The following is a 13,198-nucleotide window of genomic DNA, read 5'->3' on the forward strand; positions in this document are numbered from 1 at the left end:
CGATGTCGTGCCTTTTGTTTTTATGCCCCCAACGAATTATTCTCAGAGCTTATGAACGACATCAGCATTCCTGAACAATACGACTTGCAAACCTCGGCCCTAAAAGTGCCGCCGCACTCGATTGAGGCGGAGCAAGCTGTACTTGGCGGCTTGATGCTCGACAACAACGCCTGGGAGCGCGTGCTGGATCAGGTTTCCGATGGTGACTTTTATCGTCACGATCACCGGCTGATCTTTCGCGCCATCTTCAAATTAGCAGAGCGTAACCACCCGTTTGACGTGGTGACCCTGTCCGAACAGTTGGACAAAGAAGGCCAGTTGTCGGCGGCTGGTGGCTTGGCTTATCTGGGCGAGTTGGCAAAGAACACGCCTTCGGTTGCTAACATCAAGGCCTACGCGCAGATCATTCGTGAGCGTGCGACCTTGCGCCAGTTGATCGGTATCAGCAGCGAGATCGCAGACAGCGCCTACGCGCCGGAAGGCCGAACAGGCGAAGAGATTCTCGACGAAGCTGAACGCCTGATCTTTCAGATCGCCGAAGCGCGACCGAAGACCGGCGGGCCTTTGGCGATCAACGACATTCTGGTCAAGGCCATCGATCGGATTGACACCCTGTTCAACAGCGGTGACGACATTACCGGCCTGTCGACAGGCTTTACTGACCTCGATGCGCAAACCAGTGGCCTGCAGCCTGCCGACTTGGTCATCGTGGCCGGTCGTCCGTCGATGGGTAAAACCACGTTCGCCATGAACCTGGTTGAAAACGCGGTGCTGCGCAGCGACAAGGCCATTGTGGTGTACTCGCTGGAAATGCCAGCAGACTCCATCGTTATGCGGATGTTGGCTTCCCTGGGGCGTATCGATCAGACCAAAGTGCGTGCCGGTCGGTTGGATGACGATGACTGGCCGCGGCTGACCTCTGCGGTAAACCTGCTTAACGATCGTAAACTGTTTATCGACGACACCGCCGGTATTTCACCTTCTGAAATGCGCGCTCGCACACGGCGTCTTGCCCGTGAGCACGGTGAGATCGGCATGATCATGGTCGATTACCTGCAGCTTATGCAGATTCCGGGCTCCAGCAGCGAAAGCCGGGTAAATGAAATCTCCGAGATTTCGCGCTCGCTTAAAGCGCTAGCCAAGGAGTTCAACTGCCCAGTTGTTGCCCTGTCTCAGCTCAACCGTGGCTTGGAGCAACGGCCAAACAAACGCCCAATCAACTCCGACTTGCGTGAATCCGGTGCGATCGAGCAGGACGCCGATATCATTATGTTCGTATACCGGGATGAGGTTTATCACCCGGAGACCGAATACAAGGGCGTGGCTGAAATCATTATTGGTAAACAGCGTAACGGCCCCATTGGCACAACACGTCTGGCCTTCTTGGGCAAATACTCGCGCTTTGAAAATCTGGCACCGGGCAGCTATCAGTTCGACGAAGATTAATCGGCAAAACCTTCGTAGGATCAATAACAAACAGGCGTCCAGACGTTAAACTGGTCGCCTGTTTTGCTTTTTGGATGCCGTGTGTATGCGCCCGCTTGTTGCCACCATCGATTTGTCTGCCCTTTGCCATAATTACGCCGTTGCCAAGCGTTGTGCGCCGGGGCGTGAGGCCTTTGCCGTAGTCAAAGCTAACGCCTATGGCCACGGTGTGCGTGAAGTGGTGACGGCATTGCATGACATCGCCGATGGATTTGCCGTGGCCAGTCTGGAGGAGGCAGCACAGGTTCGCGCCGTGCATGACCACGCCCGAATTTTGTTGCTCGAAGGTTGCTTTGAAGCCGCTGAGGTTCAGTTGGCGCAGCAGTTGCGACTGGATATTGCCGTGCAGAACGCCGCGCAACTTGACGCCGTACTTGCTGCCCCTGCCGGGCAACCGCTTAATATCTGGTTAAAGCTCGACAGCGGCATGCACCGCCTGGGGTTTGATAGTGACAGCTTGCGCGCGGCTCACCTTGCGTTGCAAGGCAGTCCAGGTTGCGCGGAGCTTAACCTGATCAGCCACTTTGCCTGTGCCGATGAGCGTGGTCATGAGCTGACCGAGCGCCAGCTTGAGTGCTTCCTTGATGTGCTCGACCTGGACTTCGATCAGCGCTCATTGGCCAATTCGGCAGCGATCTTGTTGATTCCCGCTGCGCATATGGATTGGCTGCGGCCCGGCATCATGCTTTATGGCGCAACGCCTTTTGCTGATTTAAGCGCCTCCGAACTTGGCCTGAAACCGGTGATGACACTGACCGCGCAACTGATTGCTCAGCGTCATGTTGCAGCGGGCGAGTCCGTTGGTTATGGCGCCAGTTGGGTGGCGTCGCGAGATTCAGTCATCGGTACAGTAAGTTGCGGTTATGCCGATGGCTACCCACGTCATGCCCCGTTAGGCACTCCAGTTTTGGTTGATGGCCAGCGTGTGCCGCTGATTGGTCGGGTGTCGATGGACATGCTAACCGTGGACTTGACGGACATAAGTGCAACAGTTGGCGACTCAGTGGAGCTTTGGGGCAAGCAATTACCGGTCGATGAAGTGGCGCAGGCTGCGGGCACCATTGGTTACGAACTGCTGACCAAAGTCACCGAACGCGTGCCGCGGCGCTATCTGAGCCACGCAGCGTCTTGAATTTAATGTGCGCCGGCTGCTTTCAAACCTGCGGGTAGCTTTCGGGTAAAGCACATCGCCAGCACGCTGATGATCAACGCAACCCCCATGATGTGGAAGGCCTCGTTGTAAGCCAGGATTGAGGCTTGTTCCCGTGTTTGCTCGACGACTATTGCCAGCGCCTGGTCGGGGTCACCAAACCGATCGGTTAACCATTGCAGTCGGTTTAACGCCTGCGGGTTAAGGCTGCTGACTGACGCTCGTAAATATTCATAGTTACGGCTGCTATCGTTTTGCAGCATGGTCACCAGCAGGGCAATAAACACAGCCCCGGTGAGGTTACGGATAATGTTGAACAGCGCTGAGGCCGCCCCGGCATCCTTGGCTTCGATGTAGCTGGTTGCAATCAGCGATGAAGTAATCAGGATCAGCGGCTGGCCGGCGGCGCGAATCAGCTGAATATGCAGCAACTGTTCGCCGCCCATATCCGGGTTTAGCGAGCCACTGATAAAACTGGCATAGCCAAACAACATAAAGCCAATGGCGCAAAGGATGCGCGGATCAATAAAGCGCATCAGCAAAGGCACGCAGGGAATTATCGCCAGTTGTGGCAGCCCCATCCACATAATCAACTGGCCAATTTGCAGTGGGTTATTGTGCTGGATCTGCGACATATACAGTGGCAGCGCATAGATTGATCCGTACAAACCAATGCCCAGGCCAACGGTCGCGATGCAGCTTAGGAAGAAATTGCGGTTTTTCAGAATGCGCAAATTAAGCAGCGGATTGTCCCTCGACAGTTGAATAATAATAAACGCGCTGAGACTGACAAAGGCGACAATTGCCAAGATCAGGATCTTGCGTGAACTGAACCAGTCACTGCGGTAGCCTTCCTCGAGAAATACCTGCAGCGATGCCAAGCCAATCGCCATGCTGCAGATGCCCGCATAGTCCGCCTGGTTTAGCAGTCGCCAGTTGATAGGTTGTTTTTGTAGGCCATAGACCAGGCCCATCAGCATTAACAATCCTGGCGGTAGATTGATGTAAAACAAGTACTGCCAGCCCAAGGTTTCTGTGAGCCAGCCACCAATGGTTGGGCCTACGGCGGGGGCAAATGTTGCGGTGACCGCAAACAGTGCCATGCCAGTTGGGCGTTTATGCACCGGTAAATGGGTGAGCACCATACTGAACGCCAGCGGAATAAATGCTCCGCCGCAAAATCCTTGAAGTGCGCGAAAGACAATCATGCTGTTGAGCGACCACGCCAACGAGCAAAGCAGCGAAGACATCATAAAACCAAGCGTCAGCCAGATTGTAAGACGGCGCTTGCCCAGTAAGTCACTGAGCCACACGGTGAGCGGAATAATGATGATTTCGGCGACAAGGTATGCGGTTGATATCCATGAACCTTCACTGATGGTTGCGCCTAAAGCGGACTGGATTTCTTTCAGTGAGGCATTGGTAATCAGGATGTCGATTACCGCCATAAAAGCACCGAGCATGGTGCTGAGCACGGCTACCCAGTCGCGCAGGCTTGGCGCTTGGACTGGGCTACTGACGGCGGTCAACAGTTACCTCTACCGATAACCCGGGGCGTATTTGATCCAGCTCTGTGACATTTTCTGGAAGCAGGATCTTTACGGGTACGCGCTGGATTACTTTGGTGAAGTTGCCTGTAGCGTTGTCAGGTGGTAGCAGGCTGAATTGAGAGCCTGTGGCCGGTTGCAGGCTGTCGATGACGCCTTCGAGCATTAGGTCGGGCAGGGCATCGAAACGTAACTGCGCCGTTTGCCCTGTGTGCATCGCATCAATTTGGGTTTCTTTAAAATTGGCCAGTATCCACTTGGTTTGCGGCACCAGTGATAACAACGCTTCACCCGGGCGCACATATTCCCCCTGATGCAATGAGCGGTTGCCAACTCTGCCAGCCACAGGCGCTGTGATGGTTGTGCGCGAGAGGTTGAGTTGTGCCAATTGCCGCTCATTTTCGCGGCCAGCAATTTGGGTTTGAAGTTGTTGGCGATGATTTTCCAGTTGCAATAAGGCTATTTGCTGGCTTTTAAGTGTCAGTTTGGACTGGTCTAGCTGGGCAGTTGCCACTGCAACATCGGTTGATAATGTGGAGAGCTTTTGCTCAGAGGCAAAGCCATTGCTGTGCATCTTGCGGACACGCTCAAGGTCTTGCTGATGGCGCGTCAGCATTGCGCGCTGGCCGCGAACGGCTGCTTTTTGCGCTTCAATGCTTGCGAGTTTCTGATCGCGCTGATTGCTCAGGTCGTCCAGCTGAACTGCCAAGTGTGCAATCTGTGTTTGGCTCTGTACGAGACTGAATTTGAAGTCGGCATCTTCAATCTGTGCCAGCGTTTGTCCTGCTTCAACCCACTGGTTGTCCTTGATCAGAACCCGGTCAATGCGCCCAGCGAGTTGGCTGGAAATAATGACTGTATCGGCGCGTACATAGGCATTGTCGGTGCTTTCGATAAATCGCAGGTGAAACAACCAGTAGCCTGCATAAGAAACTGCCGTCAGCGCCAGCATTGCGGCAAACAGTGTCAGTCTTTTTTGTGTCTTGCGATTGCCTTGATCGGCAAAGTCGGCCGGTGGATTGGCGCTAGCATTCGCATCTGGCGTGCTTGGGCTAAAACTCATAGGCGGGCGACTTCAATGTGGCGGCTGGTCGAGTGCTGCGCTGCGCTCGGGTCTTGTTGGTAACTGATGAAGAAGTGGCGGCTATAAAGTTTTTTACGCCGATAAATTTCCAGTGCTGCTTCCAGGGGGTGGTCTTCAAAAAAACCGCATACCAGACTTTGTTGTGGCTGTAGGTGATGAACAAGCACGTGGTCGAGTAATGCTTTAAATACTGCCGGATTGTCTTGATCAATCGTCAGGCTGTGCAGCATCAGGTAGTTAAAGCAATCGCCTGGCGGTGGCAAATAGACACCGCCGAACAGCATGCCATACAGGTTGTAAGGTATGCGCAACGCTGCCAGCCACGGAGAGTAACGTGCTACGCGAGTTTGTTTAAAGTGTTTCTGGTTCCATATTCCCAAGCTACCAACCGGTTTTCCGTTGATGAGTGCGATTAGGTAGTTGCTGATCTTGATGCACTGGTAGTAGCCATTACCGGCCAGCATTTCATTGACGTTATAGAGCGGGAATCCTTGACGGTGGCTGGCCTCATTCCAGAGTTGCTGTAGCAAAGGCGCATCGTCCAGGGTGGCCGTGCGGATTGTCAGGCTGTTATTAAGTTGCCCTTTGGGCTTTTGGGCGGGTAGCAGGCTGGTGACTATCCGTCCGCCTGGGTAAAAATTAGGCAGCCAGGCCCGGCCGCGGTCGATAATGCCTAGCGGAACAAGGTTTTCCTCCAGAATCACCGCTTCCATCCAGCTGTTAGTCGTATCGATGTGTTCGGCAATCGCCAGGAACAGCGCCTCTAGTGCTTTCCCACCACGCGCCTCGGGCGCAACACGTAAGTCATGCATATACCTGACGGATTCAACTTTGCCATTGATGTACTGTCGTCGCTGGCCAATATCAACCATCGCAATGAGCACGCCTGGGACCTCAAGATCCTCGGCAACCAGCACATATTCATGTTCGCAATTGACCAGGGCTCCAGCGAAAAAATTCGGTTCACGTTCAAATGTCAGAGTAATGCTGCCCATTTGTGGCGTGCGTCGGAGCAGGGCCAGTAGGGCGGTGTTGTCTTTGGCAGTGGCAAGGCGGGTATGTATTTTTATTGGTTTATTCATGGGTGGCCTGTAATGCGTAGCGAAATTCCGTTGGCAGTGGCCCAGGCCAGTGCCTTAATGCGTCGAGCTTTATGTTTCCTTCAAGCATCCCGCGGGCGCGAGACTGTTCTAAATAGATCTGGCGCATATTTGGCAAGCTGATGCAGGCAGCCTGCGCGAGTTGGCCTAGGTCCCGTGCTAAGCGGTAGTGGAAGTTATTTAGCAGTGCATGCTCGAGCTGAGCCGCAAGGGTTGAGGGCCCTGAAGTGGACTCAACTAATAATGCGTAACCGGGTTTTCCAGTGCAGTTGTCGCTGAGGGCAAGCAGGGTGACGGGGCGTGAATCGCCATAGGTCAGGCTGTTGATTATTGTTTGGGCAAGGGTCGAGCTGATTTTTTCGCCGACCAAATCGGTGCCATCGTTGCGCCCGAGAAAGATAAAGCATGGCAGGGTTTGCCAGTGGCCACTGACTTCGAGAACATCATTCAAGCGATAGCGTGCAAAACCGCTACTGGTGGTCAGCAAGGGCATGACCTGCTGACCCTTGCGCAATTGCCATGGGGCTAGAATCTGCCCGTTATCGAGGTCTTCAAACTCATAGACATGGCTGCGATAAGCCAGTGGATAGTGCCCTTGGACAGGTATGCTCACCACGCCTTCCGTCGCCCACAAACCTTTACCCTGAAATTGTGCATGGGCGAGTAGCTTTTTCAGTTGTTCGGCCCAGGGCGCAGCCGCAGCGGTGTCCCAAGCGCTGAGCAATGTTAGGCGTGGCCAGAGTTCTGCATAGAATGCAGGGTCTGCAACACCGTCCCAAGTCTTTAACTGTTGAGCGGCCTTGCGCGATTGCGGGCATTTGATACGGTCCATGGCCCTTGCGCGTGGTCCCCAGGAACCATGCTCAAGCACCTCTACAAGCTCCTCTCGACAGTGGCTGAGTTGTTCGAGCAGGCCAAGCCCAAAGGTTGGACTCCAAATTGACATGACGCTGAGCTTTTCGTCTGCGGCTAAATACGCCAGTGTCGCGAACAGTGAATCATCTGCGGTGTCCGCCAGGGCGATGGTGCTGGGGGCGTTTTGAGTGAGTCCGGCAATCAGGCGTTTGCCGAGTGACATAAGCTGCATGTCATCGTTGAGTTCACCGCTGGTATCGCGTAATGCAGTTGGAATCCATGACAACGACCAGTAATGACTGCCTTGAGCAATATCTGGAAACTGCCGGTAAAGATCCCCAATCCAAGGAGTGATCGCGTGGTCCAACTCACCTAGAAAGGCCTCTGTATAGGGGATCCATTTGATGGATGAGCTCGAACCGCTGGTGGGTTGATAGCGGCTTACCGGGCTGTCGAACAGAAGCCTGTTTTGCTGAATTCGTTGCTGCTCAACGGGTGAACGGTAGTTGTCGTAGCTGCTGAGGGGCTGCTTGCTCGAAAACTGTTCCCAGCTGTCGCTCGCTTGAAGATGGCTGTATTTTGCCGCAGCTGAGCGGGTATGGCCGTGCAGCCAGTTTTGCAACATGCCCCGCTGGATTGCTTCCAGGTTTGGCGCTTCACGCTCAAAACGTTTCAGGCCGTGACGTGTGAACGCTTTAAGTAGCCCGTGACCGAGCGGGCTTGTCAGTCGCCGCATCATGCTTTCGGGCCCGCAGTGCTAGGGTCTGCGTTTTTTTTGTTTGTGCCGAGCTGCTCGAGCTTCAGCCTGAGGATCTTAAGGCTCAGGTGGTAACAGTATTTGATGAGCGCCGAGAACGAAATTTCCCCTGTGCACGGCAACTCAGTGCCTTTACGCCAGCTGGGATTGCAGTCTTCGAAATAGGCGATGTCAGGTTCTTGTGCGCGAATCTGTGGGGTGATCTCGGCAACGTTCTCATCCAGGCAAGGTGCGTTTGCACCGAAGTCCAGCAGCATTCGTTCAGGATCAAATGCTTGGGGATATTGTTGTGTGCTGAAGGCACTGACAACATCGCGCAGTGGGCTGTCAGGGGTGTTACGGTCTGGGTAAAAGTCGTAAAAGTTGCGCGTCAGTAACAGGTAGGTTTTGTAACCCTTGGAAATCAAAAACCAGTACAGCGGTGTGAGCGGGTGGCGTAGTCGGGCGAGCAGAATCTGTTTATAGAAGGCAACATGCAGGCAGCGGCTACCCCAATATTCGGGTTCAACAATGGTATCGCCGCTGAAAATGCCGCGAATTTTCTTGCCATGCAGGCCGCAGTCAAAAATGGTTAGGGTTGAGAAGCCGATTATGCGTTTGGTTCTGCGGGTGCGAGCAATAATGGCCCCGGTTTTATGTTGCAAATCACTCAAGAATGTCGCGCGTGAAGTGTTTTGATAAAAGGTGGAATAAATCTTGTACATCGCCTGGATATCGACTGTTTGTAAGTTCTGCAACTTGATAAAACGGCTGTAAATGCGCTCGTTTGGCCCTTTCACTACTTAGTCCTCATTGACCAATTTAATGATCTGCACGCGTTGGGAGCTTTAGATTGGCCAAGCGCTTTCCTGATGATTAAGTGATCGGGCGCTATTGCCCTCCCGGCTATCATTGTTAGTCGCTTGGGGTCGACGGTTTTAGTGTCGAGTTTTCGGTAGTGGCAAGGTAATAGCCTAAAGTTCTGTCGAACCGTTGGTCGGTTGGGGTATGTAAAAGCGAGCGTGCTAAAGATGCCGGTATAACTGCGTGGTTGTTACGGATAGTTGCGTGCTTTTCGCTATGATAGAGCCTCTTTCACTAAAACCATACAAAAGATAGGTCTTTTTTGTGGGGCATATTCTTCATGCAGCTCAACGAGGCTTGGCTAAGCTCTCTGGCATATTTAGCTTCGTTCTATGGAAAAGGCAGGATTTATAGCTGCTTTTATCGAGGTAAAGCCTGAGCGTGGGCGTCGGGTTTGGTTAAAATTTGTGCTATTATCCGCGCCCGTGAATTTCCATGAACCTTTCGGTTACCGTCATGCAAGCAGTCAAGCCATTATTCGATTATCCAAAATACTGGGCCGAATGTTTCGGACCAGCCCCTTTCCTGCCAATGAGCAGGGCAGAGATGGATCAGCTTGGCTGGGATTCGTGTGACATCATCATCGTTACCGGTGATGCTTATGTTGATCACCCATCATTTGGCATGGCGATTATTGGTCGCTTACTTGAAGCGCAGGGGTTCCGGGTTGGCATCATCGCCCAGCCTAACTGGCAGTCCAAAGATGACTTTATGAAGCTTGGCGAGCCGAATCTGTTCTTCGGTGTTGCAGCAGGCAACATGGACTCAATGATCAACCGCTACACCGCGGATAAGAAAATTCGTTCGGACGATGCCTATACCCCTGGCGGGCAAGCGGGCAGTCGTCCAGACCGGGCGAGCCTGGTCTATAGCCAGCGTTGTAAAGAAGCCTATAAGCATGTGCCTATTGTGCTGGGCGGCATTGAGGCCTCCTTGCGCCGTATTGCCCATTACGATTATTGGCAAGACAAAGTCCGCCATTCGATTCTGATTGATGCCTGCGCCGATATCCTGCTCTACGGCAACGCCGAGCGTGCAGTGGTCGAGATCGCCCAGCGCCTGTCCTATGGTCAGAAAATCGAAGATATTAGTGATATTCGCGGCACTGCGTTCATTCGCCGTGACACCCCTGAAGGCTGGATGGAGATTGACTCCACTCGCATCGACCGTCCGGGCAAGATCGACAAGATCATCAACCCGTACGTCAACACTCAGGATACGGCGGCCTGCGCCATTGAGCAGGAAAAAGGTCCGGTTGAGGACCCGAACGAAGCCAAGGTTGTGCAGCTACTGCCGCACCCACGTCTTGAGCGTGACAAAACCGTGATTCGTTTGCCTTCCTTTGAGAAGGTTCGCGGTGATGGCGTGCTCTACGCACACGCCAACCGCGTACTGCATTTGGAGACCAATCCGGGCAACGCTCGCGCGCTGGTGCAGCGTCATGGTGAAGTCGATGTCTGGTTCAACCCACCACCGATCCCCATGACCACCGAAGAGATGGATTATGTGTTCGGCATGCCCTACGCACGTATTCCACATCCCGCTTACGGCAAGGAAAAAATTCCGGCCTACGAGATGATTCGCTTCTCAGTGAACATCATGCGTGGCTGTTTTGGTGGCTGTACCTTCTGCTCGATCACTGAGCACGAAGGCCGGATCATCCAGAACCGTTCTGAAGAGTCGATTATTCGCGAGATTGAAGAAATTCGCGACAAGGTGCCCGGCTTCACCGGGGTAATCTCCGACCTCGGCGGCCCGACTGCCAACATGTACCGGATTGCCTGTAAGAGCCCGGAGATCGAAGCCGCGTGCCGTAAGCCGTCGTGCGTGTTCCCGGGCATTTGCGAGAACCTTAATACCGATCACTCATCCTTGATCCAGTTGTATCGTTCGGCGCGGGCATTGCCGGGTGTGAAGAAGATTTTGATCGCCTCCGGCCTGCGTTATGACCTTGCGGTTGAGTCGCCAGAGTACGTTAAAGAACTGGTTACCCATCACGTTGGCGGCTACCTGAAGATCGCCCCGGAGCACACCGAAGAAGGCCCGCTCAATCAGATGATGAAGCCGGGCATCGGCAGCTACGACAAGTTTAAGCGCATGTTCGAGAAGTACTCGAAAGAGGCGGGCAAAGAGCAGTATCTGATTCCTTACTTTATCGCCGCCCACCCGGGTACAACCGATGAAGACATGATGAATCTTGCGCTTTGGCTCAAGTCCAATGGCTTCCGTGCAGACCAGGTTCAAGCCTTCTATCCATCGCCAATGGCGACGGCAACGGCCATGTATCACTCGGGTAAAAACCCGCTGCGCAAAGTGACCTACAAGAGTAATGGTGTGACCATTGTTAAAAGTGAAGCGCAACGTCGTTTGCATAAGGCGTTCTTGCGTTATCACGACCCACGCGGTTGGCCGATGCTGCGTGAAGCCCTTGAACGCATGGGCCGTAGTGATTTGATCGGTAATGGCAAGAATCAACTGATTCCAGCCTTCCAGCCGTCAGTTGATGGATATCAAAGCGCCCGTCGCAAGAACTCGACGCCTGCAGGTAGTAAAAAAGTTGGCAAGCCGATGCTCACCCAGCACAACGGCCTGCCGCCACGCGCCAGCGATGGCAGCAAGCCTTGGGACAAGCGTGAGCAGGCTAAAGCCGCCGCTTTCGCCAAGAACCAAGAGGCGGCCAAAGAGCGGGCTAACGCTAAAAAGGGTAAAGGCAAAAAGCCGGTGAAGGCACCTGCCGTTCCGCGTTAAGTTGAGACTTACGCAATTTAAAAAGCCAGTTTAGGGATGCCTTGCTGGCTTTTTTGCGTTCTGGGTTGCGACACCGCTTGGGCTCGGACAGTATCAAGGGCTCAACAGTTAAAGAGACCGTCATGATTCGCTCAGCCACCGCCAGTGATGAAGCAAGCATCAGAGCCTGCGCCGAGCTTGCTTATGAAGGCTATGTGCATGTGATGGGGCGTAAACCCGCACCTATGCTGGCCGATTATGCCGCGCAGATTGCTGCTGGGATTGTTTACCTGGCTACAGATGAACAGGGCAACTTCCAAGGCTTTATCGTGTTCTACGCCAAAGACGGCCACCTGCTGCTGGAAAACGTAGCCGTATTGCCTGGTGCGGCTGGGCGGGGCGTGGGCAAGTCGCTGATCACATTTTGCGAACAAACGGGCAGGCAACTCGGGATAAACACCGTTCAGCTCTATACCAACGAGCGGATGAGCGACAATCTGTTGATCTACCCCAAGCTTGGTTATGTGCAAGTGGCTCGGCGTACTGAAGCGGGCTTTAACCGCGTGTACTTTGAAAAGCGGCTGATTTAATCCGTTTGCACTTGGGCAAAGCCGAAGCGGGATTATTTTGTCAGCTGGGGTGTTTGACTTTGAAAAATACCTCTGCGGGAAGCTTGAAGCGCTTGGAGAGTGCCCGTATCTGGCGAACATTGAGCTGACGTTTGCCATTAAGAATTTCTGAGATGACCGATTGAGCCCCTATCTCTGGCAGGTCTTTTTGGCTGAGCTTATGTTCAGTCATCAGAAACCGCAGCACTTCATGCCCAGGAGCGTCGGGGATTGCATGATGCTTTGCATCGTAGGCCGCAATGAGGTCGCCCATCTTAGAAGCAAGAGAGGCGAGGCCGTGTTGATCTTCATCACCGATTAGGTTTAGAAGCTCATCAAGCGTTCCGACCAATCTGTCGTAGTCAGCCTCGGTTTTGGGAGGTGTGAGCAATGGCGCTATATAACGCCAATGTTCAGTTGCATGCATTAGCAGTGCGCTCATTTGCACCTCACTTCCATTGGTTGCGGTCATATGCCTTGTGGTCGAGTACGGCCCGGATATAGATTTTTTTGAAGACATAATCTACGGAGGCGATGAGTCGCAGCTTATTGTCGCCGATATCGAATACATGCTTATCGCCAACCTTGTCGACACTGGGGAAGAGTCGCTTCATCGCGGCAAAGTCTTTTGGGTCGACTTTGCTGATAAGGCGATACCAAGCGTCCATAGCATTGCCAGATTGAGGCCACCTTAGTTTTGCCTCCCAGACACGCTTCTGCGTGATCACATGCATGCTGATATCCATATCGCATCTTGCTAAGAGGCACATTATTCCATTCTTGCTCATATAGCAAATTGCGATTTTTCAGTTGTGCAAGTATGCGTTGATGCGATCATTAGCGATGGTCATGCAGGTGACTGATTAGCCTGTGAAGAGAATAAATCCCGATCAAAATTGGACTAGAACCATGCCAAAGCACGGCCAAGTGGGTTCGGGCTTGCATTACGTTCGAACCCTTGGGGTGACCGATATCAACATCTCATAGGCCGACGCAAACCCTCGTCTTAGCTAAAAGCGGTCACTGTCTGAACCTAAAGAGA

General features: G+C 53.3%; 11 protein-coding genes. 4 read left to right on the forward strand and 7 right to left on the reverse strand.

Annotated features, from left to right (window positions below):
• Positions 1 to 51: 51 nt before the first annotated feature.
• Together dnaB and alr are read left to right on the forward strand one after the other, a co-directional pair.
• Positions 52 to 1,446, forward strand: coding sequence for a replicative DNA helicase (gene dnaB / locus ACIGCM_RS08245; RefSeq protein WP_397501554.1), 1,395 nt, complete (start codon positions 52 to 54; stop codon positions 1,444 to 1,446).
• An 85-nt stretch (positions 1,447 to 1,531) separates the two neighbouring features.
• Complete coding sequence (gene alr / locus ACIGCM_RS08250; RefSeq protein WP_397501555.1) at positions 1,532 to 2,617, forward strand: alanine racemase; 1,086 nt, start codon at positions 1,532 to 1,534, stop codon at positions 2,615 to 2,617.
• Positions 2,618 to 2,619: 2 nt separating this feature from the next.
• On the opposite strand, the gene ACIGCM_RS08255 is transcribed toward alr, so the two are convergent.
• From ACIGCM_RS08255 to ACIGCM_RS08275, 5 genes are read right to left on the reverse strand one after another with little or no spacing between them, the layout of a single operon-like run.
• Complete coding sequence (locus tag ACIGCM_RS08255) at positions 2,620 to 4,164, reverse strand: DHA2 family efflux MFS transporter permease subunit (protein ID WP_397501556.1); 1,545 nt, start codon at positions 4,162 to 4,164, stop codon at positions 2,620 to 2,622.
• Positions 4,148 to 5,245, reverse strand: a complete 1,098-nt coding sequence (locus ACIGCM_RS08260) for an HlyD family secretion protein (protein ID WP_397501557.1) — start codon at positions 5,243 to 5,245, stop codon at positions 4,148 to 4,150. Before ACIGCM_RS08260 ends, ACIGCM_RS08255 begins: the two co-directional genes overlap by 17 nt.
• Positions 5,242 to 6,348 carry a hypothetical protein gene (locus ACIGCM_RS08265; protein ID WP_397501558.1) on the reverse strand — a complete coding sequence of 369 codons (1,107 nt, stop codon included), beginning with the start codon at positions 6,346 to 6,348 and terminating at the stop codon, positions 5,242 to 5,244. The genes ACIGCM_RS08260 and ACIGCM_RS08265 overlap by 4 nt, the downstream gene beginning before the upstream one ends.
• Positions 6,341 to 7,957 (reverse strand): GH3 auxin-responsive promoter family protein, encoded by a 1,617-nt coding sequence (locus ACIGCM_RS08270; protein WP_397501559.1) that lies wholly within the window; start codon positions 7,955 to 7,957, stop codon positions 6,341 to 6,343. Before ACIGCM_RS08270 ends, ACIGCM_RS08265 begins: the two co-directional genes overlap by 8 nt.
• Positions 7,957 to 8,757, reverse strand: coding sequence for a hypothetical protein (locus ACIGCM_RS08275; RefSeq protein ID WP_397501560.1), 801 nt, complete (start codon positions 8,755 to 8,757; stop codon positions 7,957 to 7,959). Before ACIGCM_RS08275 ends, ACIGCM_RS08270 begins: the two co-directional genes overlap by 1 nt.
• 520 nt (positions 8,758 to 9,277) lie before the next feature.
• Between ACIGCM_RS08275 and ACIGCM_RS08280 the strand changes: the two genes are divergently transcribed.
• Both ACIGCM_RS08280 and ACIGCM_RS08285 read left to right on the forward strand, forming a co-directional pair.
• Positions 9,278 to 11,569 (forward strand): YgiQ family radical SAM protein, encoded by a 2,292-nt coding sequence (locus ACIGCM_RS08280; protein WP_397501977.1) that lies wholly within the window; start codon positions 9,278 to 9,280, stop codon positions 11,567 to 11,569.
• A 122-nt stretch (positions 11,570 to 11,691) separates the two neighbouring features.
• Entirely contained in the window at positions 11,692 to 12,138 is a 447-nt protein-coding gene (locus ACIGCM_RS08285) for a GNAT family N-acetyltransferase (RefSeq protein ID WP_397501561.1), read from the forward strand.
• 40 nt (positions 12,139 to 12,178) lie between these two features.
• On the opposite strand, the gene ACIGCM_RS08290 is transcribed toward ACIGCM_RS08285, so the two are convergent.
• A complete protein-coding gene (locus ACIGCM_RS08290) occupies positions 12,179 to 12,598 on the reverse strand; it encodes a type II toxin-antitoxin system HigA family antitoxin (RefSeq protein ID WP_397501562.1) in 420 nt (139 codons plus the stop codon).
• A 7-nt stretch (positions 12,599 to 12,605) separates the two neighbouring features.
• Positions 12,606 to 12,890 (reverse strand): type II toxin-antitoxin system HigB family toxin, encoded by a 285-nt coding sequence (locus tag ACIGCM_RS08295; protein ID WP_397501978.1) that lies wholly within the window; start codon positions 12,888 to 12,890, stop codon positions 12,606 to 12,608.
• Between the last annotated feature and the right edge of the window lie 308 nt (positions 12,891 to 13,198).

Origin of the sequence: Pseudomonas sp. NPDC078700 (genome assembly GCF_044542375.1) — a bacterium.
GTDB lineage: Bacteria > Pseudomonadota > Gammaproteobacteria > Pseudomonadales > Pseudomonadaceae > Aquipseudomonas.